General features: G+C 38.4%; 30 protein-coding genes. 2 read left to right on the forward strand and 28 right to left on the reverse strand.

Going from position 1 to position 22,758, the window contains the following annotated elements; genetic code table 11:
- Nucleotides 1-132 precede the first annotated feature (132 nt).
- Together D4A81_RS09755 and D4A81_RS09760 are read left to right on the forward strand one after the other, a co-directional pair.
- Entirely contained in the window at nt 133-393 is a 261-nt protein-coding gene (locus D4A81_RS09755) for a hypothetical protein (protein WP_111524817.1), read from the forward strand.
- 98 nt (nt 394-491) lie between these two features.
- A complete protein-coding gene (locus tag D4A81_RS09760; protein WP_162902577.1) occupies nt 492-1,295 on the forward strand; it encodes a recombinase family protein in 804 nt (267 codons plus the stop codon).
- A 93-nt stretch (nt 1,296-1,388) separates the two neighbouring features.
- On the opposite strand, the gene D4A81_RS09765 is transcribed toward D4A81_RS09760, so the two are convergent.
- The 28 genes from D4A81_RS09765 to D4A81_RS09895 all read right to left on the reverse strand — a co-directional run bounded on the left by D4A81_RS09765 (nt 1,389) and on the right by D4A81_RS09895 (nt 22,757).
- Nucleotides 1,389-1,820 (reverse strand): phage holin family protein, encoded by a 432-nt coding sequence (locus D4A81_RS09765; RefSeq protein WP_111524815.1) that lies wholly within the window; start codon nt 1,818-1,820, stop codon nt 1,389-1,391.
- A gap of 24 nt (nt 1,821-1,844) precedes the next feature.
- The gene (locus tag D4A81_RS09770) at nt 1,845-2,762 is read right to left on the reverse strand and encodes an N-acetylmuramoyl-L-alanine amidase family protein (RefSeq protein WP_111524814.1); all 918 of its coding nucleotides are present in this window, start codon (nt 2,760-2,762) and stop codon (nt 1,845-1,847) included.
- A gap of 54 nt (nt 2,763-2,816) precedes the next feature.
- Nucleotides 2,817-3,215, reverse strand: a complete 399-nt coding sequence (locus D4A81_RS09775; RefSeq protein ID WP_111524813.1) for a type II toxin-antitoxin system HicB family antitoxin — start codon at nt 3,213-3,215, stop codon at nt 2,817-2,819.
- Between the two features lie 57 nt (nt 3,216-3,272).
- Nucleotides 3,273-3,473, reverse strand: coding sequence for a type II toxin-antitoxin system HicA family toxin (locus D4A81_RS09780; RefSeq protein ID WP_111524812.1), 201 nt, complete (start codon nt 3,471-3,473; stop codon nt 3,273-3,275).
- Nucleotides 3,474-3,556: 83 nt separating this feature from the next.
- Complete coding sequence (locus tag D4A81_RS13205; RefSeq protein ID WP_162902578.1) at nt 3,557-3,700, reverse strand: CD1375 family protein; 144 nt, start codon at nt 3,698-3,700, stop codon at nt 3,557-3,559.
- A complete protein-coding gene (locus D4A81_RS09785; protein WP_111524811.1) occupies nt 3,693-4,070 on the reverse strand; it encodes a hypothetical protein in 378 nt (125 codons plus the stop codon). Before D4A81_RS09785 ends, D4A81_RS13205 begins: the two co-directional genes overlap by 8 nt.
- A 10-nt stretch (nt 4,071-4,080) precedes the next feature.
- The gene (locus tag D4A81_RS09790; protein WP_111524810.1) at nt 4,081-5,682 is read right to left on the reverse strand and encodes a hypothetical protein; all 1,602 of its coding nucleotides are present in this window, start codon (nt 5,680-5,682) and stop codon (nt 4,081-4,083) included.
- Nucleotide 5,683: 1 nt separating this feature from the next.
- The gene (locus D4A81_RS09795; protein ID WP_111524809.1) at nt 5,684-6,463 is read right to left on the reverse strand and encodes a phage tail-collar fiber domain-containing protein; all 780 of its coding nucleotides are present in this window, start codon (nt 6,461-6,463) and stop codon (nt 5,684-5,686) included.
- 3 nt (nt 6,464-6,466) lie between these two features.
- The gene (locus D4A81_RS09800; protein ID WP_162902579.1) at nt 6,467-7,018 is read right to left on the reverse strand and encodes a phage tail protein I; all 552 of its coding nucleotides are present in this window, start codon (nt 7,016-7,018) and stop codon (nt 6,467-6,469) included.
- Nucleotides 7,011-8,147, reverse strand: coding sequence for a baseplate assembly protein (locus D4A81_RS09805; RefSeq protein WP_111524807.1), 1,137 nt, complete (start codon nt 8,145-8,147; stop codon nt 7,011-7,013). Before D4A81_RS09805 ends, D4A81_RS09800 begins: the two co-directional genes overlap by 8 nt.
- A complete protein-coding gene (locus D4A81_RS09810; RefSeq protein ID WP_111524806.1) occupies nt 8,140-8,439 on the reverse strand; it encodes a hypothetical protein in 300 nt (99 codons plus the stop codon). Before D4A81_RS09810 ends, D4A81_RS09805 begins: the two co-directional genes overlap by 8 nt.
- Nucleotides 8,439-8,837, reverse strand: coding sequence for a phage tail protein (locus tag D4A81_RS09815; RefSeq protein ID WP_111524805.1), 399 nt, complete (start codon nt 8,835-8,837; stop codon nt 8,439-8,441). The genes D4A81_RS09810 and D4A81_RS09815 overlap by 1 nt, the downstream gene beginning before the upstream one ends.
- Nucleotides 8,838-8,839: 2 nt before the next feature.
- Nucleotides 8,840-9,229, reverse strand: a complete 390-nt coding sequence (locus D4A81_RS09820) for a hypothetical protein (protein ID WP_111524804.1) — start codon at nt 9,227-9,229, stop codon at nt 8,840-8,842.
- Nucleotides 9,226-10,488 carry a LysM peptidoglycan-binding domain-containing protein gene (locus D4A81_RS09825; RefSeq protein ID WP_111524803.1) on the reverse strand — a complete coding sequence of 421 codons (1,263 nt, stop codon included), beginning with the start codon at nt 10,486-10,488 and terminating at the stop codon, nt 9,226-9,228. Before D4A81_RS09825 ends, D4A81_RS09820 begins: the two co-directional genes overlap by 4 nt.
- The gene (locus D4A81_RS09830) at nt 10,488-10,694 is read right to left on the reverse strand and encodes a tail protein X (protein WP_111524802.1); all 207 of its coding nucleotides are present in this window, start codon (nt 10,692-10,694) and stop codon (nt 10,488-10,490) included. Before D4A81_RS09830 ends, D4A81_RS09825 begins: the two co-directional genes overlap by 1 nt.
- Nucleotides 10,695-14,144 carry a phage tail tape measure protein gene (locus tag D4A81_RS13305; protein ID WP_242977646.1) on the reverse strand — a complete coding sequence of 1,150 codons (3,450 nt, stop codon included), beginning with the start codon at nt 14,142-14,144 and terminating at the stop codon, nt 10,695-10,697.
- A gap of 135 nt (nt 14,145-14,279) precedes the next feature.
- A complete protein-coding gene (locus D4A81_RS09840; RefSeq protein ID WP_162902580.1) occupies nt 14,280-14,600 on the reverse strand; it encodes a phage tail assembly protein in 321 nt (106 codons plus the stop codon).
- 95 nt (nt 14,601-14,695) lie between these two features.
- Nucleotides 14,696-15,211 carry a phage major tail tube protein gene (locus D4A81_RS09845; protein ID WP_111524800.1) on the reverse strand — a complete coding sequence of 172 codons (516 nt, stop codon included), beginning with the start codon at nt 15,209-15,211 and terminating at the stop codon, nt 14,696-14,698.
- Nucleotides 15,211-16,665: a phage tail sheath family protein gene (locus D4A81_RS09850; protein ID WP_111524799.1), complete on the reverse strand. Its 1,455-nt coding sequence runs from the start codon at nt 16,663-16,665 to the stop codon at nt 15,211-15,213. Before D4A81_RS09850 ends, D4A81_RS09845 begins: the two co-directional genes overlap by 1 nt.
- Nucleotides 16,652-17,014, reverse strand: a complete 363-nt coding sequence (locus tag D4A81_RS09855) for a hypothetical protein (protein WP_111524798.1) — start codon at nt 17,012-17,014, stop codon at nt 16,652-16,654. The genes D4A81_RS09850 and D4A81_RS09855 overlap by 14 nt, the downstream gene beginning before the upstream one ends.
- Nucleotides 17,014-17,481: a hypothetical protein gene (locus D4A81_RS09860; protein WP_111524797.1), complete on the reverse strand. Its 468-nt coding sequence runs from the start codon at nt 17,479-17,481 to the stop codon at nt 17,014-17,016. The genes D4A81_RS09855 and D4A81_RS09860 overlap by 1 nt, the downstream gene beginning before the upstream one ends.
- Nucleotides 17,478-18,116, reverse strand: a complete 639-nt coding sequence (locus tag D4A81_RS09865) for a phage tail protein (RefSeq protein ID WP_111524796.1) — start codon at nt 18,114-18,116, stop codon at nt 17,478-17,480. The genes D4A81_RS09860 and D4A81_RS09865 overlap by 4 nt, the downstream gene beginning before the upstream one ends.
- Nucleotides 18,116-18,445, reverse strand: coding sequence for a hypothetical protein (locus tag D4A81_RS09870; protein WP_111524795.1), 330 nt, complete (start codon nt 18,443-18,445; stop codon nt 18,116-18,118). Before D4A81_RS09870 ends, D4A81_RS09865 begins: the two co-directional genes overlap by 1 nt.
- Nucleotides 18,445-18,732 (reverse strand): hypothetical protein, encoded by a 288-nt coding sequence (locus tag D4A81_RS09875; RefSeq protein WP_111524794.1) that lies wholly within the window; start codon nt 18,730-18,732, stop codon nt 18,445-18,447. The genes D4A81_RS09870 and D4A81_RS09875 overlap by 1 nt, the downstream gene beginning before the upstream one ends.
- Before the next feature lies 1 nt (nt 18,733).
- Entirely contained in the window at nt 18,734-19,063 is a 330-nt protein-coding gene (locus D4A81_RS09880) for a DUF2190 family protein (RefSeq protein WP_111524793.1), read from the reverse strand.
- Between the two features lie 14 nt (nt 19,064-19,077).
- Nucleotides 19,078-20,559: a phage major capsid protein gene (locus D4A81_RS09885; RefSeq protein ID WP_111524792.1), complete on the reverse strand. Its 1,482-nt coding sequence runs from the start codon at nt 20,557-20,559 to the stop codon at nt 19,078-19,080.
- Nucleotides 20,560-20,716: 157 nt separating this feature from the next.
- Complete coding sequence (locus D4A81_RS09890) at nt 20,717-21,298, reverse strand: HK97 family phage prohead protease (protein WP_111524791.1); 582 nt, start codon at nt 21,296-21,298, stop codon at nt 20,717-20,719.
- Nucleotides 21,291-22,757, reverse strand: a complete 1,467-nt coding sequence (locus tag D4A81_RS09895) for a phage portal protein (protein ID WP_111524790.1) — start codon at nt 22,755-22,757, stop codon at nt 21,291-21,293. Before D4A81_RS09895 ends, D4A81_RS09890 begins: the two co-directional genes overlap by 8 nt.
- Nucleotide 22,758: the final 1 nt, after the last annotated feature.

Consider the following 22,758-nt stretch of genomic DNA (forward strand, 5'->3'; position numbering starts at 1 on the left):
AGTAAAAAGTGCTTGACATTACTCTAATAATAGAGTAGAATAACATTGTAAGATAACTAAGGAACTTACAAAACTTACAGAGCCGACCAGCAAATATAAAACTGTAAGTGCAGTAAAAGAAAGGTAGATAATATGAATAAGGAAACAATGATAGGAAGAACTTATAGTAGCTTTACAGCGGAGGAACAAAGAGAAATTGACCAAATGGTATCGGGTGCATACTATGGAACAACTAATGAAATAGATAATAAAAGACTTTCAGAAGTTGGCGAGTATCAAATCACAATTGACCTTGAAAACGGACTTTCAGTTGCGGGCACATTGTCAGTGACTGAAGATGAGGTTGTTGAGTATATCAACGATGACGGAACATTCTACAATCCAGCTGAATAGAGGCACATAAACAGAATAAACAAAAACGGCCCTGCAGTAGCCGACCAAAGCAAACCTGCATGGCCTACCTCAAAAGAAAGGCAAAGGCATTCTATCATATGAGCAAGAAAGTTGCAATATATATCCGGGTATCTTCTCTTGATCAAGCCAGGGAAGGATACTCTTTAGCCGCTCAAGAAAGAACTCTAAGAAACTACTGCTCTGACAAAGGCTATTCCGTTTATGAATTGTACGCTGATGAGGGTATAAGTGGAAAAGATATGGTTCACAGACCTGCAATTCAAAGCCTCATGCAAGACGCAGAAGAAAAGAAATTTGATATTATACTTTTCTGGGCATTAAGTAGATTCACAAGAAGTGTATCTGACTTGTATCAGACAGTATATAAACTGAATCAACTAAACATTGACTTAGTTTCATATACTGAGGTGTTTGACACATCTACACCTTTTGGTCGTGCGATTGTAGGTATTTTGGGGGTTTTTGCTCAGTTAGAGCGCGAGCTTACAAGCGAAAGAGTAAGCTTCGCGCTTGATGAAAAATTCAAGCAGAGCAAGTATGCGCCGGCATTTTTGCAAGGCTACACTAGTAAAAATGATGAACTGAAAATCGTAAAAAGAGAAGCAGATTGTGTCAAACTGTGTTTTGAATCATACTTAGAAACACATAACCTATCCGAAACAGCACGAACGCTTAATGCAGCTGGGTACATAGGCAAGAGAGGAAAACATTTCTCAGCCAACTCAGTAAAAGTAATACTGAGGAATAAGACATATGCTGGATACATAAAATTTAATGAAAAAGAGAAATTTGGATCGCATGAATGCATCATATCAGCAGATGTTTTCAAAAAAGTACAAAAGATTTTAATTCAAAAGCACAATTCAAGAAAAAAATTTTAAACAATAACAAATAAGGCAAGAAAAATAGAAAGAGAGGAAAGTACAAGGCTAAACCTCTCTTTTTATTTTTTTCTCACAACTAACTTTCAAAGTTTATGCTTCAGTCTTTGTGCTGTCAGCACTACTTTTCAGAGTATCTATAGCTTTAGCTATGACAGATGGAATTGGTATCCCCATAAGCCCGGCATTCTCTATTATTGATATAGCCTCATTGGCTATAAATGCTATTATAACTGCATCCTTTATGTATGTCGTGTGCATAATTATATCAAGTCTTACTGCAACTAAAACTATAAGAAGGGCAACCCCTTTTCTACACAATCCCTTGAACCCAGCCCTTGACTCCAGTGCACCATTCTCACTCTTCTTGCTTTTCTTAAATATGCCTGCGACCGCTAGACCTGTAATGTAGTCTACAGACATAAATACAATTAGTGTTATTAGTGCGTCGCTCCAGCCTCCAAACGCCATGGCTACAAATCCTCCTACTGCTCCAACTATTGAATACAAAATATTTGCTCTCATTTTAATCGTCCTTTCTCATCATTCCTACTCTGCCAAATCGTACTTATCTAAATCAGGGGTAGAAGTATCATACTCTTTCTGATACTTGCCATCAGCGTCAACCCAATAATACAGATCCTTATCAGCATCCTTTATATATACACTTCTTGCAAGTACTCCACTTTGAGTAAGATAGAAGTCTAACCCATCAATGTTTACCCACTGCTCACTGAGCATAGCACCATCGGCAGGATTCATATAGTACCAGTCTTCTCCCTGCTTAAACCAGCCTTTAATCATAAAGCCCTTTTGGTCAAAGACGTACCAACGACCATTTATGTATGCCCACCTGCCTGCAATAATACTCTGTGGTGTGTCGGCATACCACCACTGTCCGCTCTCAGACACATTCCAGCCAAGCGGATATTCTACCTGTGCAGGTTTAGTCTTCCCCGCTTTCTTACCGTCCTGTAGTGTTATAGCGGTGTGGTGGAACTCATATAAAAGTATGTCTCCGCGCTTTAGATATTCATCTGATAGCAAGTACTTAGGTGCGGTTAAGAGTTCAAATTCTCCCGTTCTAAGTAGTGCCGCTGCCTCATTGCCTGTGTAGATGTCTCCTGATACTCTTATGCCTGCGGCATTTACACATACGGATACAAGAGCACTGCAATCGGTCTCGCAAACTGTTTTTACATCTTCTATCTTCCAGCCGTTGGCCTTGCAGAGACTATATAGAGTGGTTCTCTGATTTTGGTCGTATCCGATATAGTCGTTTTTGCAGGCCTTTTCCATGGCAGCGGCTATCTTCTCTGCTATACTTGGATTCTTTGCCCTTAAAACTTTGTTCCACGGGCGGTTGTACCACTCGCGGATTAAAACCTCTCTTCCGTCCTGATCTCCGGCAGCGCCACCACTGTATCTTCCTCTTTCATCTCTGCTTGCTTGTCCAATTTTAATCATAAACTCAACCTTTCTTGCAATAAAAAAGCACCCTTAATAGGTGCTTTAAAATACTTATGAAATCTGCTGTCTTAACGCTTCCTGTAAAACTTGTGAAAAGTTTATATTTCTTTCAAGCGCCGCCGCATTTAACCATGCAGGCAATGTTACTGTTCTGTTTACAGATTTATTCACATTTGCATTTCTAATACTTGGCATATAAACGTCCACCAACACAGCTCTTTCATTATCCCCTAATTCTAGATCGCACAACCTACTTGCAGGTGGTATAGGTTCTCCGTCCTCTTCAAGACCGTTAAGTACACACCCAAGTAAATCTCTGGCGGATAAAAGTGCATCCTTTTCATCCTCACCACTTGTAGCACAATCTAAATCCGGAAATGTTACTGCTATCTCTTTTCTGTCCTCGTATGTAAATATAGCAGGATAATAATATCTATCAACTTTCTTCATATAGCTCTCCTTATATAAAAATATGTAAATCATCAAGAGGGAAGCCCCCCGTCAGGGTTATTGAAACTTTAACCCTGACTGTCTTTCAATGCTTCTAAGCGTTTTAAGTGGTATATCCTTGTCCGGATGCTTAACAGTTGTTCGCCCTTTTTTAGTTGGATGTTTGAACTGTAAGTGACTTGTTCCGGTTTTAGGTAATTCATACCAACCATCTTCTTTTAGTATTTTTATCACTTCCCTTGATGAGTAACTTTTCATTTCTTACCTCCTTATGACTATACAATAACACATATAATTATATTTGTCAATAGGAATTACACATATTTTTATATTTGTTGTGTCTACATCATTAAATACTCATCAGTTTTCATGAACTCCTCAACTGCTGTTCTGTACTTCTCCGGAACTTCATCTATTGTCATCAGCCCATACTTGATTCGTGATGCATAAAATCTAACATATACTTTCATTTTCTTCTTACTCATTGCCTTCTTCCTCCTCATCGCTGTTCATCAGTTCAAGCATCATATTTGATAGGGCATCTATACGACCTGTCAAAGTGGCTTCTACTTGCTCTACTTTATCCATTGCCCTGAACATGAGTAGAGCTTGTATCTGTGTAATAGCTCCAAGCTCATTTTTTATAAAGGTAGTAGTGATGCCCTGCAGCTTCAGACCTGTTACAGTATCCTCGCCGCCGTCACTTTGCACTGTCATGATTACAGTGTTTGCATCTGTAAGCTTGTCCTTAAGCTCATCAAGCTTTGCAAAATTATCAATTATTGTGACAAAAGTATCGCCGTAGTGCGTCGAGAGTTCTATCTCTGTTTTATCTTTTAATATCAATTTACTCATTCTTAGCCTCCTAATTAATTAATTCTATATCTGTAAAAGTTACATTTCCTGCAATGCTTGCACCATTGTAGTCAGAGAAAGGCACTGCACATAATGCAATAAAAACATCCGTATTTATTGCTGATGTATCTATCACAAACTCGTATACTCCACCATCATATATCTGCGCCTGATAGTACCTATGTTCCTTACTCGCATTAGCAAGAATCTGTCTTCGATTAGCTGCATTATACAGTCCGACGAACACTTCAACTCCAGCGGACCTACTAGCATTAGTTGAGTTGCTCGTAACATCTAATCTATACTTTACTTTTATTTGCTTAAAAAAAGTCATCAGTATTGCTCTATCTAAAACAAATCCAGCATAGTTATTGAAAAAATGATAATTGTTTGATCCAAGCAAACTTATAGTAGTACCACCATCATATCGTGCGTAATTATGTACAGATACAGACCTGTCTCTTAATATATTAGCCTCTGGAAAGTCCTTGTCCGCCACTCCCCCTACATAAATTGTATTGAAAGTGGCATTCCTAAAAACCGGTCTTCCGATCCTATAGTCTGGAAGTCCTCCGGGTACACCGAACATATTTACACCCTCACGAATATTTTCAGAGAGTACATATGGGGCAGGTAAAAACACATAATTAGCTCCTTGAATGAAATGCCCATTTGGAATCTTAGTTACAATTCCTCGTCCTCTATTAGCACCTGTAGTATCATCCCAAGCGAATCCGTTGTTATCTACTGCACTTATTACATCTCCAGTGCTACAAATCCAACGGGGTATTGCTCCCTCAAACTTAACGCCGTGCACAGAAGTTGCTGTCTGCCATTGCAACACAGAATCCGCTCCTGCTGTACCTAAATTAGTTGCGTCGATACAAGTATGGGGATGACCATCACCTCTGTAATAGTAGCCATTACCATATGGTAAATCTATATATAAAATAGGATTGTTTTTATCAGACCAGCTGTCAATCCCATATGTTGTAGATTTGTTGATTCTATAGTTGCTATCCTGAGTATTGACCATTTTAATTTGACCTTGTTCTTCACAAGTCCTTGTATCTGACAAGGTTTTCTCTGGATGGTAGTTTACAGCACTCTTTGCAAGTGCTGGAGATACTAAAACATATGGCTTCCATTGTCTATTTCCACCCATATGATAATACCCCTCCTCAATTCTAACAACATATCCACCATCTGGTTGATACATAAACATTTCTGTACAGTCTGGACCTCTATATCCTCTAACCGGTATTCTGCCTCTAACACCTGATACTTGTAGTGTGTCAAGCATTTTGTTAGCATCTAAATGAATACCGTTAGCCAATACAGCATATGGAATACTGACATAAGGTTTCCACTGGTCTACTTGTGCATAATAACCCTGTTCAATCCTAGCAAAATACTTACTCTCCCAATAGGCATCTCCAAATTCTACAGTAACCATTCCATTTCCACGGTTTATCATTTCACCTTCTACTATTTCATCATCACTGTCTGATGTAATTGTTCTATATCCTTGTAAAACTTGAGCTTTGCCGGCAGTCACATCATCAGATGTAACTCCTCCTGTGCCTCCTGCCATCAAAATTGCATCAGCCATATTACACCTCCTTCACGGCAAGATAAAAGCTTCTTTGCGGCTTTTTCCTAAAGCAAATCAACTCTATGTATCCGTCATAGACTACTGCCTTATCAAGGCAGCTATATGCTTTCCATAGCCCTTTTATAATTATCGCATCTGATATTCCATCTTCAAGCTTATGACTGACAATAGGGATATCATTTGCTTTAATGCCGGCAATATTTATTCGCTGTTTAAATATCGTAGTACCTTCCCAGCCGCCTACCGGAACTTCTACAACCGTCACCTTTTTAAGCTTTTGATTTATCTTGTTCTCTATATTCTTTAAGCCTGTATCAAATGTTATGACATCTACATATACTCCACTTGGTATGCTATATGTAAAATTTATCTCACTTGCTCTATCAATAGTAAGATAAAATTCTATTATGATAGTTACAGGAGCACTTGTCCTATCCGCCAAAAAGTCAGGATTTATAGCAGTAGCAATTGCGATTAGCGTTTCTTGATTGCCCACCTTGCCATATATCCCGACTTCCTTTATTTGATATCCCACATTTACATTTTCATTACTTACTGTGGCATTTATCTTTAAGACATTGCCATCTACTGATGCTGCAGATATATTAAAAGTATTTTTATATCCCACAAGCTCTGTAAGTGTTCTCAAGTCCTCACTGCCTGTATATGTACCATCTCCTATCTTTATGCTTGAAAATTCTAAGTTTTCACCATTTATAGCTCTATTTATAATATTGATACCTGCATTTGTAATTACAGGCGTATTAAATCCCGCCATCTTTTACCTCACTGACTGTATAGTTACACTTTGCACAAGGCCTCCGATATAAACTGCAGCTTTTATATCTATTATTCTCTCTACTGCTATCAATGTCGCACTGGCATTTTTAATCTTTTTTATAATCTTAGTAAGCTCCTGCAGTGCTTCCGTATCACTCGATCCGCTTGTAACTATTTTAAAGCTGCCCGGTACTCCATTAAACTTATCCCATTCAATCACTTCACCATTTCCAAGTACAGTCTGCACTACAGCTCTTATGCTTGCCTTAGTGCCGGCTTTTTTATATAAAGCTATTGCAGACTTTACAAGCTTTCTTTTTGTCTCAATATCCATATCTGAAGTATAGTAAGGAATATCAAGCTCAATTGCTCTCAAATCAAGCACCTCTTCACTCAAATTATCAATGCCAGATATAACCATACTTTTACTTAATGAGTGAAAATATTTATTAAGTATAGTACTTACTGCATAACTGAGAGCAAGTACTTCAGGATCCGACTTGAATTTATGTGGCAAAACATCCACGATATGAGAGTTAAAAATATCAATCACTTTCAAGGCCTCCATATGTGATATTTGATGACTTCAATATTGCTATATGTGCATCATCTACACTTATAAATGCTGGTTCAACTATTTCTACTCTCTTTGCTCCTGCATTTACTATCATACTTACAAGCATGGAAGGATTTACATCCCTACCTATTCTTTCACTTTGATATCTCTTAAAATCTTCTATAGCTTTAGTAACTGCTGCTTGAATGTTTATAACATTGGCTTTGTCACTGTCATTTATAAAGTACTTTAGATTTACATTATAGTTGGTATCAAGTGGTGCATTTACTTCTACAACATCTGTCAAAGGCTTTCTATCATCGCTTGACAGATACTCTTTAAGTCCTCTACAAAATTCAGTATCTGGCTTTTCTCCACCCTTTAGAACAACTCTTATATCTACAACCCTAGGTGACGGATTCGTTACCCTTACATCAGATATGAGGCTTGAATAAGCTTTTGTATGATACTCATATGCACCAATCGGACCTGCTACTGAATATGTAGAGCTTGCTAAGAATATTCTTTCTCTCAGAGTTTCATCATTTTCTATATCCGCTCCATACTCTGTAGCATTTATATTTGATATGCTCTCAATATAAGGAATACTATCAACTAGTATTTTAATCTTACCTACTCCAATATCATTATATTTACTGCCAACCTCTACACATTCACAGTCAATATCTATATGATCTTTTCCTGCTACAATCTCAGTAAATTTAGTTGTTCTAAAATATATATTTCCATCTGTTATCCTGGTATTTTTAGGAATTGGAATATTTGATGTTTGTATACTTGATAATTTAAATCTAATCTTACACTTGCTAGGCTCTCCCTTTTTCCTTTCAATACCAAATGCAACAGCCATATTGTCTAGGTACGGTCCATTTGAGTATTTTAGAAGATTCATTTTACCCATATTGTCAAGCCACATAAATCCCTGGAATAATTGCAAGCATATAGCATTTAATATAAATCTATATGGTGATACTTTAGGTAATGTGTATTCATTATTGCCGGTTATCCGCTTGTATTCATTTTCATATTCTTTTATAAGTTCTTCCATCAAGCTTTCAAGTCTCAGATCATCAATAAAACTTACATCCGGTACTCTCTCAAACATCTTCCCTCCTTCCAAGTTTTATCAATACATCAAGCATTGATATGTCTTCACCTTCTTTAAAAGAAACTTCTATCACTTCTACTTCCGGTATGTACTTTTCAACTTTATCAAAAATATCTGCAGTAATTATCTCTTTTGAAATATCAATACTTTCAGATATCACACTTGAATCAAGCCCAACCCGCCTATCCAAAGGAATTGTGCCTTCATAAGTACTACACAAGGTCCGTATCGATGTTAAAAGCTCGGTATCGATACTGCTATCTGTCGTAAAATCCACTTTAATATTCATTAATGATACTCCGTAAATGTTAATGTGATATCAGCTTCCGATATAAACCCATCTCTATATACTACATTGTAGGCTTCACTTATCTTTGTCAGATTGAATTTATAATTTGCAATCCTTTTACCACCAATCACTATATAATTTGCTCTGCCAATCTTTAATGCACTTTCAAGTTTCTTAATAGTCTTAGTGATATTAACTCCCAAAAATGCATTTAAAGTGATATCAAGCGTAATCGTTTCAAGGTCTGCTCCAAGAAATTCTCTTTTTGGCTTTCCAAATGTCGGAGTATGACTTGCCCACCTTGATGAGACTTCTCTATTAAGCTTTTTAAAAGTAAGCACTTTGTCACTTGACACCGAAAACACAAGATCTTTTCCCCAGCTTCCAAGTTTTCTCATGATCACCTTCTTTCTAAAGCTTCTACACGCTTTATAAGATTTAAAAGCATTGATACATTTATACTTCCTGCAGCTGCTTTCAATGTTATATCCGTACCATCTGAGCTTATCATTGTATTGTCAGACAGTTCTTCATAATACACATTCTGACCTGACATCTTAGGAACATTTGCATCATTAAAAACTGTACCAAGCACCACTGCTGCATTAGTACCGTTACTAAGATGTGCTACAAGTATTGACTCACCTACCTTAGGCATCTTATATCGGCTATTACTAAGTACCGGCATAATACTTGTTACCATGGCGGTTCTATCCTCATAGTAGACAGATATCATTCCTTTTTCATAATCAATACTTGATACTTTTCCTATTCTGATTACATCATTCATGAATCCTTCTTTCCACCCGGTATATTCAGCTTCGTTCCTTCCAAAATCCAGTGACCGCTATCTGAATCTTTCTTTCCATGTCTCTTTGCTTCCTTCTCGATCACATCCTTGTTGGCTTCATATATTTCTCTCATCTTCACACCCTTACCCAAATACTTCTTTGCCAGGTTCCAAAGATTGTCACCCTTTTTCACTGTATATTCCATTCCATCTGCTGCACTGTTATTTTCTGTAGAAGTATTTTCTTTTTGACCATCTTCTTCTCCTCCCACTCCTATCCTGGATACAACTTTTCTAAGACTTAAACTTTGTCCATACCCATTCCCGGATATTGTATGAGTAACTCTTGTTATAAAATATTTACCATCTATCTCACCACCGAATCCAAACAGATCCACGCAATTTGTAGCCACTACTACCATAGGCTCCACAAGTTCCAGGCTAATCGTTATTAAATCTCTATTTGAGGCATTTACTTTAGCTATTGCCTTTTTCATTGCATCTGCCTCATCATCTGCAGATTCATTTATATATAAAAGTCTGTCACTCTTACCGACTGTAACAGAAATTGTTTTATTATCTTTAGAGTTTGTATATGAAAAAACAGCACCGGTATAAGTTCCTAAAATGCTGTTGTTATAACTCCATTGAGTACATTGTATAGGACTTATTTTAGCTATAGTATTCTTGTCCTCATATTTTGCAACATCATATATTACAGCCTTTGTATCATATACTTTTAAGCTTAGTCCGTATTTTTCGCAAAGTGATTTCAAAAAAGCTGAATCAGTCTGATTTGACTGCTCCAGCTCTTTTATCTTATCTTCTACTTCACTATCATAAACTAAGTTAAGGTTTGATGCATTTGTAATCTCTGTTGCTATCTGCTTCACCGATACATCCTTCCATATCTTTGATTTAGGCGTAATGCTAAATTCATTTTTAATAGGTTTTATAGTAGCATTGATCTGACATATTAGCGGACTTGATGATATTGAAAAGTCATCCACTGCAAATGATCCACAGTCAATCTTATTCTTTTTATTATTCTCATCAGTCCAGGCTATTTTAGCTGCTATCTTATCATTCAGCTTAGGAGTCCAGCCGTTCGCCCATCTTTTATCCACATTGTCAATAGTAATACTGATATTGTCTGCATTATTTTCAGCTTCATCAACATAGGTAAAGCTCTCTACAGTACCTATATTGCTTGCTTCTCTGCCCTCATATACCAGGCTTAAATCTGTATATCTTGCCATTACTTTCTCCAATCAGGTAAAGAGCTACTCACATCTTCATGCAGCTCAGGTATCTTTACTCTTTCGCCACCGCCGAAAACAAAGATATGCATCAAGTCCTTATTCGCATTCATTAAAAGCTCAATTCTAAACTCATCCTCATAAATTTTAAAGGAGATACTATCCCAAGTATCTCCCAACTCTGCTATATATATTCTATCTCTCATTTATGTAAAGCCCAATCTCCTATTATCTTTTACATATCTGTCGAACATCTTTTTAAACTCTTCAAAGCTGAGTTCATTAACTCTTTGAACTTCTTCAGCCGTAGTACCGGCAGAAAAGTTTTGTACAGGAGAGAAGTTCACTACAACGTTACTCCCGGATGTATCTGTACCCTCAAGTTTCTCCAAGCTTCCACTTGCCTTTGACTTGCCATCAAGGGTACCAAGTATCTCTCCGGCTCTTTGCCATAAAGATATTGCTCTAGGTGATCCATCAAGTGGAATTGCAGCCTCAGGTCCGTCCTCTGCGAAAGTGGCCAAGGTAGGCTTTTCAATAATCCCACCGCTTGCATATGCTGGTAGTCTTGCATATGCCGGTAAGTCATAAATTCCTTTTGCCTTCTGACTTAATGTTCTATTGCTTATCGAACGTATAGCCTCATTCCTAGCCCCATTACTAAGTACATTTGGACTTACATTATATGTGGCTTCAAGATTAAACTTTGCTACAGCTTTGATTGGAGATGCCATCGCTGACTGTACAGAATTATTTATCTTTCCATACACTATATTACCTGCTTGATCCAGTACTCCACTTGCCTGCAATCCATTCAAAAGGGCCTGTGGTATCTCTACTCCCTGCTTTTGCATTGTGCTAAGTATCTCTGCATAGTTCGGATCATTCGCTATCTTTTCACCGTACAAATACCAAAGACTTGATTCGTCTCCTGCAAGAGCTCCTACTGTAGCCGCTTCGTGTAGTGCATTTGCAAGTTCATCAGGTATTTGTAATCCCGCCTTCTTGTAGCTCTCTGCAATCGCGTTCATCTTTTCCATGTCAGGCTGTAACTCTTTATACAGCTGTGACATGGCTTCTTTAGTAGCCGAATCAACTTTCATTCCGTCCAGCAAACTATCTTTAATGCCTGTGAATGCTATCGCACCTTGCTCTTTAAGTGCATAAAGGTTTCCTTCGTTGTTTATTGCATTGTTTACTACATCATTCAGCTCCGGCATCAAATCCTGCATTTCTGTAGAATATGAATCCTTAATATTCTTAGTAAGTGAGCTTACAGCCATTCCTATAGTCTTACCTTGATTATCAAGTATGCTGTTGATAATAATGTCATACTGTCTGTTAAACTCACCCTCTGATAAAAATCCGTCCTTGTACTGTGCGTGTAAACTTGCAAGTGCTTTTTCCTGACTCTCCGAGAAAGTGGCCATTGCTTCATTCGCTTTCTCAGTTGTTTTAGATATGATATCCTTAAAGCTTTCAGGCGTAAGATTACCAAGACCTGAAGCATTGATAACATCAAAAGAAGACTGCAGATTGTCATTTGCCAACTTGGCCTTCATATCCGCCATCTGCTTTTCAAGTTCCTCAAGATGTTTAGCCTCATCTATATCAAGTATTCCGTCATTGAATGCATCATTGACTGCAGTTTTCATCTCCTCACCCAGTTTGTCAAGTTCAGAGTACACTGAAGTATAGTAATTATTAAAAGAAGCTCTTATACCTTCCATGTTCGGATTATCTCCAAGTATAGAAGCAAGATTCATATCCATCCCGTACTGTTCGCTTGTTACAGATTGTTTCAGAGAAGAGATCATATTCTCAACGCCATCTTTATATGCAGCATTGTCTTCATCACTAAGCTTAATGCCCATGCCTACTTGCCAGTTGAGTTTTCTGACCGCACTTAGACTATTTGTGAAGCTATCCATAGATTTAGTTGCTTCATCAAATGATTTCATAGCAGTTCTTACACCCTCAAGTGACTTACTGCTTACAAGCCTGTCTGCAACAATGTCAACTTCTTTCATTGATAAAGATAAGTCACCAAAATGTTTACTAAGGCTTCTGTTGCCTGCTTCTACTCTCATAGCTTTAAGAGCTGTAGTTACTCCTACTATTGCAGATACAGCCAATGCTCCCACCACAATAGCTCCTGTGACAGGATTTGAAAGTGCCATTGTTATAGATGAAATTCCACTTGCTATCTTATTCCCGATTACAACGGCTTTTAATGTAGCATAGCCTGCTGCCATACCTGATAGAAGTCCAAGGATTACACTTGAGTGTTTCATTGCGAACTTGCCGAACTCAATAATGCCTTTTCCTGCACCTTCCATCTGCTTAAGGCCTTTAGACAATGCTCTTCCTATGTTCTTAGCCAATCCGCTCTTTATGATATATGCATTCAAATCTTGAATGGATTTGGTAAATATCTGCACGCCCTCTCGCATAGGGCCTTTAGAATCTTCATACACTTGTATGGCCAATCCTTCCAATGCACTTTGAGCAAGTTTTACATCACCCTGCAAATTGTCAAGTCTTGTATTGGCCATATCCTCCGCCGCACCGTCAGCATTCTGTATGGCTGATGTAAGCTTATTAAAATCTTCCTCTGAAGAGTTCACTATCGCAAGAAGACCTGTCATACCCTGTTTACCTGCAAGCATATTAGCAAGTCTGGCCTTTTCCGCCGCACCTGTTCCATACATGCTTGTCATAAGAGTTTCCATTTTTTCAATGTACTCTCCTTCTGAAATCTCTCCGTTTTCAAGTCCGTCACTGATTGTCTGTAGGTTTTCTCCAAATTCTTTTGCACTTAAGTTTCCACCGGCAAATCCTTTTCTTAAGTTTTTCATTATGTCCATGAACGAAAGCATATTTCCGCTGTCATCAGTCAATCTGACTCCAAGTGTCTGCATTGCCGCAGCCATTTCTTTTGTAGGCTTAGTCATATTTGACAATATATTTTTCATGGCTCTACCCGACATACCGGCTTTAATTCCCTGATTTGCCATGAGACCTAATCCCACAGCTACATCTTCAACCTTATATCCAAGAGCACCTGCCACAGGAGCAACATATTTGAAAGACTCGCCAAGCATAGCCACGTTGGTATTTGAGTTGGAAGATGCTGCAGCAAGTACATCAGAAAAGTGTGCCGAATCGCTTGCCTTAAGTCCAAAAGCTGTAAGTGCATCAGTAACTATATCTGAAACCATTGCAAGGTCCTCACCTGATGCTGCAGCCAGATTCATGATACCTGATATACCCTGTGTCATATCTGCAGTCTTCCATCCTGCCATAGCCATATATTCAAGTGCCTTACCTGCTTCTGTAGCACTGAACACCGTCTTAATACCCATCTCTTTAGCTTTTTCACTAAGAATATCAAGCTGTGCTTCACTTGATCCGCTTATAGCCTGTACAGTCTTCATCTGTGCTTCAAAATTAGATCCCATTACAGTAGCAGCACCGGCAAGTCCGGCAGTCACACCCGCTACCACCTTGCCTATAGTCTTCATACGGCTTTCAAACTTTGACAGACCACCCTCAATATTACTTATAGCCTGCTTGGTAGCATTACCCAAGGAGGCATCTACTCTACCGCCAATCTTTATCCTCATCTCATATTCTTTTTTACTGGCCAATTTCACTCACCTCCTCAACTATTTCTATAAGCTCCCTCACAGGCATATTCATAAAATATTCCATACTTGTATTAAGTCTTATTGACAATCTTATAGCTATCTTTCTTACTACCCTACCGTCATTAGGGCTGATGCCCACTTTTATAAAAAACGTATAGCCTTATACTTAATCTTTATGACTTCTTTTATAGGCAAATATTCAAAGAACTCAACCGGAATCCCTGTAGCTCTGCTTACTAAAGACATAATAGTTTTTATATTATATTCACCATTTACACTTGTAGATAGGCCGTTACCATTATCTAATGATTCTATAAGATCAATGCCCTTTAGATTTTTCATATTAGAGATATCTACACTTGTATATTCCTTGCCTTCCCATTTGTATGGCTCATCAAATACAATTACTGCGGTATCATTCTTTTCTACGACTTCAATATCTTTTTCTAATTCTTTACTCATCTTTTCTCCTATCATCTGTCTTATTCCATATCGGTGATATCACCACTATGCTTATACAAAAAAGTCAGGCATCTACAGACACCTGACTCAAAACATTAAATATAACTTCTTATATCCTCAAGTACGTCAACTCCATTGATTACGCACTTAGAGTTAAGCTTATCAAGCTCAATGACATTGCTGCCTGCCACATCAATCAGATAGTATGCTATAGATATAGTAACTGTAGCGGTCATCTGATCATTTATCTTGACACTTCCAGGGGAGAAGTTTTTTACAAAACCTATTACCATTACTCTCATATAACTCTTGCCTATTGAAGCACTGGCGTTCTCAAGAGTTTGATATGCTCCTCTTAAAGTCAGATCTACAGTCTCTCCCGCCTTGAAAATCTTAAAAATATCTTCTGTAAGACCTCTAAATTGTATCTCTATATCCATGTTTTCATATGCACCTACAACAGGAATATCAATAGTTCCTGCTATACCTGCACCACTTACAGATGAAGTTATCGCATTCATGTCAGGCAGTTTCACTTCATCTGTTACGCCGATCAGTCTATCTGAACCTGCATACACGTTAAAATTATTTATTACTGTTGGAAAACTCATTAGTTATTACCTCCCAATGCATTCACAATCATATTAGGATCAAACGAAATCTCGTTTTCTATATACTCCGTCGGAATAAATGGAGCTATCTTCTCCTTAAACTTAATTCTTCCTGCAAGTATAGATTCTCTCGGATTGTCATCAATGCTGAATTCCATTTTTATTCCTGCAAAGTCTCCCCTTGCTACAATGCTGTTACCGAACATATTCTCAGCATCCAGAAATGCTTCAATTATCTTATAGCTTGTAGGATCATCAACCGCATCAATAAATCTTGTTATAAATCCGTTTGCATACCAGTTAAAGGATCTCCTTATTGCAATCCATCTGTTTTTAGGATCGGTATCATCCGGATAGGCCATAGTGTTATTACCCCAAGCACGTAATCCTACTTGGTTTATAACCGTTACTACACCTACTGCATTCAAAGTATTACCCTGCTCTTCATCAATAAGCACCTCGCTGCCATCTGCAAGACAAGCGCTCTCGACATTCAAAGGTTTATTTGAAGGATACTTACTAGGAATATTATCATTCTTAGTATCAATATAAGCGCACAAAGCCCCAAACATCGCAGAGTAGGAAATTACTTTCTTTTCCACCTTCACGCTTGGCCATAGTCCAATTGCAAAAGGTGACTTGATACCAAGATCAGCCTTAGCCTTCGGAACATCTGTGTACTTCTTTACCGTACTTGAAGATATATCTATCAGAGCCATAGCCCTGAATTTTCCGTTCAACTCCTCACATTTTGCGACAAGAGCCGTTGCAACAAGCGGATTATATGAATATCCCGGGGCAAGCAATGTACCCGGCACAATTCCAAGCTTAGGGAATACACTCTTTATAAGTTCAATACCTGTACTCTCTCCTGTAGAATCACTGTAACCGCCAACTATATCATTAACTGTAACTAGACTTGGATCTATTTTCTCGCCGCTTACCTTAAGCTGTGTGGCATTATATGCACTGCCTGTAGACAATAGTGATATTACAGCCTTTCCTTCATCATTGAAGCTTAATATATAGTCGGTATCGGCAACCAATGTAGCTGCAGCATTCTTTACCACCAACTTATCAAGCAAAAGGCCTGTATCAGGATGTATAGCCTGCTTATTTACAACATTGACAGTGCTTTCCGCTACCGTCTGCTTATGCTTCTTTGGATCCAGTACATTGATAAAAACTACAGGGCTTATCTTAAAATGCTTGAAAGAAGCATAAGCAGACTGACATAGAGTGTACTTATCCATCTCATCACTGTATCCAAGCTTTTGTACGCACTCATCAAAGCTGTTGCAAAGCACAACCTTGTTTGTCTTAGAATATGGATCCTTTGTAAGGTTTACCGGTGCACATCCTACTACAACCTGAAGTCCTGCAGTACCAAGCAGTGGCTTACTTACAGGTGTAGCACCCTCTTTTACCCTTATACCATGATTATAAGTTGTCATTTATCTCCTCCTTTGCTCTCATATAGAGATTATAAAGAGCACTTCCTTTTTCTTTTACCTCTCTAAAAGCCTTTGCAAAATCGCTAATCGGTATAAAAAGTGCCCTTATCGTATTATATTTATTTGAAAACTCCTCAATACTTTCAGGAACATTTCCGCTGAATGTATCAAATTGCTGTATAACACCGCTTACTTTCGGCCCTACATAGACCACATTGGAGAGCCTCTCACGCTTAGTATTTATTAAGGCTGCATCACTTTCTGTATTATCTTCTATAACCTCTTTTGGTTCTTCTGCAGCGTCCACTTTTGGCTCTTCTTTTACAATGTCTTCCTTCTTCCCATCCATTATGTGTATTCATCCTCTCTCACTACATCTATACTTCTAAATTTCAAATCCATACCACCAAAGCTATACGGATACTCATCCTCTTCATTCATCGTAAAGTCTATATCAGCACAAAGAGAAAAAGTCTTTAAATGTCCAACTTTTAAAAGTTCCTGTCTTATTCTTTCCATTACACCCAACACATCCATGGATGCAGTATATCCTTCCTCCGTATTCATTATTCCTATCAGAAGTATTACTCTAATCTTGGCCGTATCACTTCTATAGTCCTTTGGAAATGTACCTCCAAGTACTTTTATAATTAGATACGGAATCGGGTTCATATCTTCATCATCACGCTTTGGAGGTAAGCTCTGCTTATATATATTTATCTTTACCCTTTTTCCATCCGGACTTTCAAAGTACATTTCATCCAATATAGGATGCAGAAAATCCTCAAGTTCTTTATAAATATCAAAAACTGTCATCTTTCACTTCCTAAAAGTTTCTCTATTTCCACATCAATATTCTTTTGCAGTACATCATCGATCATAGAACTTGCCTTAAGATATCCGTGTTCACCTGCAAGCATGTTTGGAACCGGTACAGCATACAAGGCCTTAAGTGCCATATTATGCTTTGTTATACCTTTGCCTCTTCTATTCCTCATCCTCTTGCCCGGTGTTCTCTCAACCAGCGTTGTGTGGCCGCTCTTGAAAGTTGTCACAAACGCTTTTATATCTGCAGTCTGCATCTTTTTAAATGAGCTTGATTTCAAAACTTTAGCTTTAAAAGTCCTTGGTCTTCTACCGTTCTTTCTTGTAGCGGTCTTTGGTGATACCTTAAACTTATATAGCTCTCTGCTGCCATCCTTAGATATAATTTCAGCTACAGGGTTCTTTCCTGTAGCTGTTTTTACCTTCATAGCATTATTAAATCCTCTAAGCCCCAAATCCGTAGTGGCGTATTCGGAATTGGACTGCTTTGCAAGCAGTTTCTTTGCTTCCTTCGCTGTCTTATTCACAACTTTAGCAAGGCCTTTATCGGCATCTTCCCCAAGATACTTAAGAGTATGCTCAAGTCTCCTCCAGTCATTTTCATCAACTCTTACTTCAATATCCATCAGTGCACATTCTTCTCAAGTGTAATGACAAATACTCTTTCTTCCTCTTGTGCATCCTTGACCAGATATTCCACATTATCAAGAAAAAGTATTCTACCTATACTTGGAAGCCTTTTAAACTCATCCTTAGACACATATATAAGCAGCTCTCTTATATAGATTCCATCTATAAATTCCTTTTCTCTACCCTTGTTTCGTTCGTTCAACTCATATTCATCAATGATAATGTTGTATTCCTTACCGTCAATATTGTGAGTAGAAGCAAACTCATCAAGGTTTAAGAAAACCTTAGATATATCATCATTAAGAGCTTCCATAAACTCATTCATTATTTTACCCTGCTGCCTCTTCCAATAGGCTTGGTGCTGACATCTTCCTTTACTTCATCCGATGAATCTTCCTCACCAAATGGAAGTTCTTCAGATTGTCCTTCTTCTGAAAATTCCTCAGTATTTACTACTGCTTGGCTGATTACATTTCCTTCATCATCAACACATTCTGCAGAATCATTTGCAACAAGTTTTTCCAAATATTCAACATCCGATGTCATTACAAAATCACCCGGAGCATACATATGCCCCAGGTACAGAATATACCTCTTTGCTCTATACTTCATACTATCCCAGCCTTACTCTTGCAATACTATCTCCGGCAAGCGCCTTGGCTACAGTATAACCTACCCTCGGATTACTGCCTGCAGTGGCCGTAACACCATCATCAGAATAATATACAAGCTTGCCTGCCTCTATAGCTTCTCCGGATTTCTTAGTAATATCATATACGCCACTGATACTCACAGCTCCAAGTGCTTTCACATCAATATCACATGCTGCAATGCCTACAAGATCTCCGATTTTTACCACTGAGCCTGCCTCAATTTTTGCATTCGTCTCATTTATATAATTGATTGTATAACCGGTATTTACATACGAACCTTTATTTGCCATACTCTCTCCTTTCTTTAAGCCAACGGATCAGCTATAGTTACTCCCTTATTTCTTACAATACCTCTATGATTCATCACAGTAACGCCTACATCAAAATAGATGTCCCATACAAATCCCAGTGTTCCCGGATTTTCCATTCTTCTGATAGTCGGAACCTGCTGACCGTTAAGGAAATCCACCTCAATAGCATTTATATCTGCCGCATCCGCCATCAGATACCATGGTGCAGCGCCTGTTCCTGACAGTGCATTAAGAGTTGCATCCTCTACAATCTGGATATTGTTTCTAAGCTGATATAAAGGGTTTGCCGCCTGTGTATTATCCGTTGTATTGATACTCGGAGAGTTGAAAATCTTATACAAATCCATAGCATATCCCACAGGAGCTACTATTGTTCTAGGATTTACTACAATGCTTTGCCCAAACTCATCCTTCTGTGTTGCCAACGCCAATATCATCTTGTTGATAACTTCAGCACTCGGAGCTGATCCGGTAGCTAAAGAGTTCTTATGACTTGCATCAAACAGCGGTAATCCGTCATAAATAACCACATCATTGTATAGTGCGTTATATACCATCTGATTGATTGTAGTCTTTGCACTTCTTGCATATCGTGCCGGCACTGTAGTAAGGAAGCCTATATCATCATTGATAAAGGCCTGTCTGCTCATAGAGAACTGCCTTGCAAATGTCTTAAGCTGGCGCTTAGGCTTGGCCATATCCTTAGGTACATCCGCCTCGATCTCTCCGTTCTCCGATACTTCCTTGAACGTGCCAGCCGGGCCTGTTACCCAGTAGTTGTCATGTGCCTTAAAATCCGATAAAGAACCAATCTTTACAAACTTCTCAAACGTTGTAGGAGCAAGTGTATACTCATCCTTATAAGCTTTATTGATAGCTGTATCCATGATAGCCGGGAATGCAGATGTAGGATTGTAAAATCCTGCTCTTGTAACCTTGTCATACACCTCACTTGGAGACATTCTCATAAGAGTATCTAAATTCTCACCATCCTGTGCCATAGCATGAATAGCCATGTCTCTTAGAGACATACTCTTAAAATCATTTGCACCTGCTGCAGGCTTATCAACATATAGACCGCTTTTTAGAAGCATACCGTCCGCTACAGCTCTGGTATACTTATCTCTTTCATCAGTCTTAACCTTCAAATTAACATCACCGCTTGGCTGAGCCGTTACAGGTCTTTTCTCACTTTTAAACTTTTGTATAGCAGCATCCTTCACAGCTTCTATGCTTGCTCCATTTGCGATAAATTCAGTCGGATCAAGCTCCATGTCCTTACACAGCTCTACAATCTGCTTACATCTTTCTCTTTCAATCTTTAAGCCATCTACATCTCCCTCTGTAGAAGCAGCATCAATAACAGTCTGCATACTGTCAAACTCTCTTTGCTCCTCAGAGTTCAAGTTCCTACCTTCTGCCTTAGCTTTTTCCAAAAGCTCCTGTTGTCTTCTCAATGCATCCTTTGCACCCATAAAAGACTCCTTTCTCATTTTTTTCCAACAAAAAAGCCTGAGACATACGCCTCAAGCTTTCATGAAAGGAACAATCACATCAATAATATCATGTGCTATACGCCCATCTAGCACTTTACCAATATAGCATAAAAAATTGGACAAAAGTGAGACATCCTTACAATCTCAACTTATTCTCATTCATTTTGACTATATTCTCATACATACTTAAATCCGCCATATCCTTACCGTCTGTATTCTCTTCAGATCTACCAACTCCTACAGTCCCGTCTGCAGGTATTGATACTATAGATATCTCATAAGGTGTCCATTTCCTGGCAATGTAACAAGGTCCGGCAAACCCGTCTATAGACTCTTTTCCTGCCTTCACTTCTTCCCATGTATCTATAGAATACCCTACAGATACACCTTTAAGTGTACCGCTTTCCACTTTCTTGTATATTTCATTACTGAAATCATCATCATCAAGTTCTATTACAGCAAGGCCTCTGTTATCTTCCACCCACGCTTTCTTCACCTTGCCTATAACTTTATCCCTGTTATGATTATATAGCACTACACCTATATCATTCAGCCTATCAAGCTGTATTCCCTTATGATCCAGTACTTCTGTATGATCATACCATCTTTGATATGGCTCTTCACTTGAAAAGCTAAGCTCTATAGTCTTAGTATCATCTTCACTTTTTACCTGTCTGATACCGTTTATTGCTATTTCTCTTACAAAATTCTTATCCATTTTCCCTCCTCGAATCTATTCCGTATAGGATATGTCCAAGGTCTATACCCAAATCATTGCCATATGCAATTACTTCAGCCATATCCTCTATTTGCTCTCTCCAGTCTTTTCCGTTCTCTGCTGCAATTTGCTTAAAAGTTTTTTGTCCACTTGCCATACCAAGCCTCATAGCACTTGCTTCTTTAAGTGGATCTATCCACCTTCTTCCTGCCTGTATCCACTCATGTTTAAAATACTTTTCTTTATTCTCTAAAAAATCAGTTATATCAAGCTTTTTAGACAACACTGCACAAGTAATAAAAGCCTCATATATTTCATCTACCAAGTCTCCTAATAACTGCCTATCCTCTGCATATGTGAGGTTATCCTCTATCAATCCTTGTCTTGCACTTGAGTAATTTGTTTGACTCATATCTCTTGTGGTAGCCTCATAACTGAGCCCTTGTCCTGCTCCAAGCAACTGATTTTGAAGCTTTATATAAGATGTTGCATCCGCCGCCTGGCCGTTTGGATTAACAACATCTATACTTTCTCCCGGATTTAATACCTTGATCATACCCGGAGATAACAGCTTTCCGTCATATCCGGCTTGATTATTTGACTTTACTATCCCTCTTCCAAGCTCATCCGCTGCACCTTTTTTTATAAATACAGACATACAAGCTTCAATCCTTTGCTTCACTGATACTGCAGTCATAAATTCAGTGATATCCCTTACCCTAAGCAATGTAGGATTTAGATCACTCATCTCTCTTACTTGAGAAGGCCTTGTCTTTGAGAATACAAATATCATATCTTCAGCTTTTACAAAGTGTGGCTCTTCCAGTAAGTATCCATCCTTACTGTATCTTCTGATATGGTACCCTACAGCTGCTCCATACTCATTCACTTCTACACCGTCCACCACTTTATTTCCCTCATAGTGTGGACTCATAACATCTTTATCTATCTCATCCACCTCAAGACAGGAAAGCTTCAGTGGCAATACTCCATCATCTGTATAACATTTTTGTATGAGAACTCCACCGTCTACTCTCTTTCTTCTCTCAATCATCCTAAGCATTTGAATCAGATTTTGATTCTTAGAAATATCACAGTTCTTTTTCTTAGTCCATACTCTCCACAGTTCTTCAATCTTGTTATTAAGTTCTTCATTATCCGTCCTTGCCTGTAAGGTAAATCCTTCCCCTACCACATTTCTATTGTATGCACTAAGTATTGCATTCATAATATCTGAATTTCTCTCAAGGTCTCTCGCTCTGGCTCTTATGTTATCCCTTGAGAAACTGTCCGTCATTACTGCCGGAGCATTATTCGCAGTCCAGTTTCTATTCATTCTTGACGAATCTGCGCTGTCATAATATCCTGACCTTATTTCATCAAGTCCTGTACGGAAGGCCTGTCTTTTATATGCCCATGCCGGAGAAAAAAATCCAATTATATTATCGAGCCAATTCATT

The sequence above is a fragment of the Lachnoanaerobaculum umeaense genome (assembly GCF_003589745.1).
Taxonomy (GTDB): Bacteria; Bacillota; Clostridia; order Lachnospirales; family Lachnospiraceae; genus Lachnoanaerobaculum; species Lachnoanaerobaculum umeaense.

Bases quoted from the DNA above. Each gene is read 5' to 3' on its own strand.
- D4A81_RS09755 (WP_111524817.1), top strand. From the start codon at position 133: ATGAATAAGGAAACAATGATAGGAAGAACTTATAGTAGCTTTACAGCG.
- D4A81_RS09760 (WP_162902577.1), top strand. From the start codon at position 492: ATGAGCAAGAAAGTTGCAATATATATCCGGGTATCTTCTCTTGATCAA.
- D4A81_RS09765 (WP_111524815.1), bottom strand. From the start codon at position 1,820: ATGAGAGCAAATATTTTGTATTCAATAGTTGGAGCAGTAGGAGGATTT.
- D4A81_RS09770 (WP_111524814.1), bottom strand. From the start codon at position 2,762: ATGATTAAAATTGGACAAGCAAGCAGAGATGAAAGAGGAAGATACAGT.
- D4A81_RS09775 (WP_111524813.1), bottom strand. From the start codon at position 3,215: ATGAAGAAAGTTGATAGATATTATTATCCTGCTATATTTACATACGAG.
- D4A81_RS09780 (WP_111524812.1), bottom strand. From the start codon at position 3,473: ATGAAAAGTTACTCATCAAGGGAAGTGATAAAAATACTAAAAGAAGAT.
- D4A81_RS13205 (WP_162902578.1), bottom strand. From the start codon at position 3,700: ATGAGTAAGAAGAAAATGAAAGTATATGTTAGATTTTATGCATCACGA.
- D4A81_RS09785 (WP_111524811.1), bottom strand. From the start codon at position 4,070: ATGAGTAAATTGATATTAAAAGATAAAACAGAGATAGAACTCTCGACG.
- D4A81_RS09790 (WP_111524810.1), bottom strand. From the start codon at position 5,682: ATGGCTGATGCAATTTTGATGGCAGGAGGCACAGGAGGAGTTACATCT.
- D4A81_RS09795 (WP_111524809.1), bottom strand. From the start codon at position 6,463: ATGGCGGGATTTAATACGCCTGTAATTACAAATGCAGGTATCAATATT.
- D4A81_RS09805 (WP_111524807.1), bottom strand. From the start codon at position 8,147: ATGTTTGAGAGAGTACCGGATGTAAGTTTTATTGATGATCTGAGACTT.
- D4A81_RS09810 (WP_111524806.1), bottom strand. From the start codon at position 8,439: ATGAATATTAAAGTGGATTTTACGACAGATAGCAGTATCGATACCGAG.
- D4A81_RS09815 (WP_111524805.1), bottom strand. From the start codon at position 8,837: ATGAGAAAACTTGGAAGCTGGGGAAAAGATCTTGTGTTTTCGGTGTCA.
- D4A81_RS09820 (WP_111524804.1), bottom strand. From the start codon at position 9,229: ATGAATGATGTAATCAGAATAGGAAAAGTATCAAGTATTGATTATGAA.
- D4A81_RS09825 (WP_111524803.1), bottom strand. From the start codon at position 10,488: ATGGCAAGATATACAGATTTAAGCCTGGTATATGAGGGCAGAGAAGCA.
- D4A81_RS09830 (WP_111524802.1), bottom strand. From the start codon at position 10,694: ATGAGAGATAGAATATATATAGCAGAGTTGGGAGATACTTGGGATAGT.
- D4A81_RS09840 (WP_162902580.1), bottom strand. From the start codon at position 14,600: ATGAGTAAAGAATTAGAAAAAGATATTGAAGTCGTAGAAAAGAATGAT.
- D4A81_RS09845 (WP_111524800.1), bottom strand. From the start codon at position 15,211: ATGAGTTTTCCAACAGTAATAAATAATTTTAACGTGTATGCAGGTTCA.
- D4A81_RS09850 (WP_111524799.1), bottom strand. From the start codon at position 16,665: ATGACAACTTATAATCATGGTATAAGGGTAAAAGAGGGTGCTACACCT.
- D4A81_RS09855 (WP_111524798.1), bottom strand. From the start codon at position 17,014: ATGGATGGGAAGAAGGAAGACATTGTAAAAGAAGAGCCAAAAGTGGAC.
- D4A81_RS09860 (WP_111524797.1), bottom strand. From the start codon at position 17,481: ATGACAGTTTTTGATATTTATAAAGAACTTGAGGATTTTCTGCATCCT.
- D4A81_RS09865 (WP_111524796.1), bottom strand. From the start codon at position 18,116: ATGGATATTGAAGTAAGAGTTGATGAAAATGACTGGAGGAGACTTGAG.
- D4A81_RS09870 (WP_111524795.1), bottom strand. From the start codon at position 18,445: ATGAATGAGTTTATGGAAGCTCTTAATGATGATATATCTAAGGTTTTC.
- D4A81_RS09875 (WP_111524794.1), bottom strand. From the start codon at position 18,732: ATGAAGTATAGAGCAAAGAGGTATATTCTGTACCTGGGGCATATGTAT.
- D4A81_RS09880 (WP_111524793.1), bottom strand. From the start codon at position 19,063: ATGGCAAATAAAGGTTCGTATGTAAATACCGGTTATACAATCAATTAT.
- D4A81_RS09885 (WP_111524792.1), bottom strand. From the start codon at position 20,559: ATGGGTGCAAAGGATGCATTGAGAAGACAACAGGAGCTTTTGGAAAAA.
- D4A81_RS09890 (WP_111524791.1), bottom strand. From the start codon at position 21,298: ATGGATAAGAATTTTGTAAGAGAAATAGCAATAAACGGTATCAGACAG.
- D4A81_RS09895 (WP_111524790.1), bottom strand. From the start codon at position 22,757: ATGAATTGGCTCGATAATATAATTGGATTTTTTTCTCCGGCATGGGCA.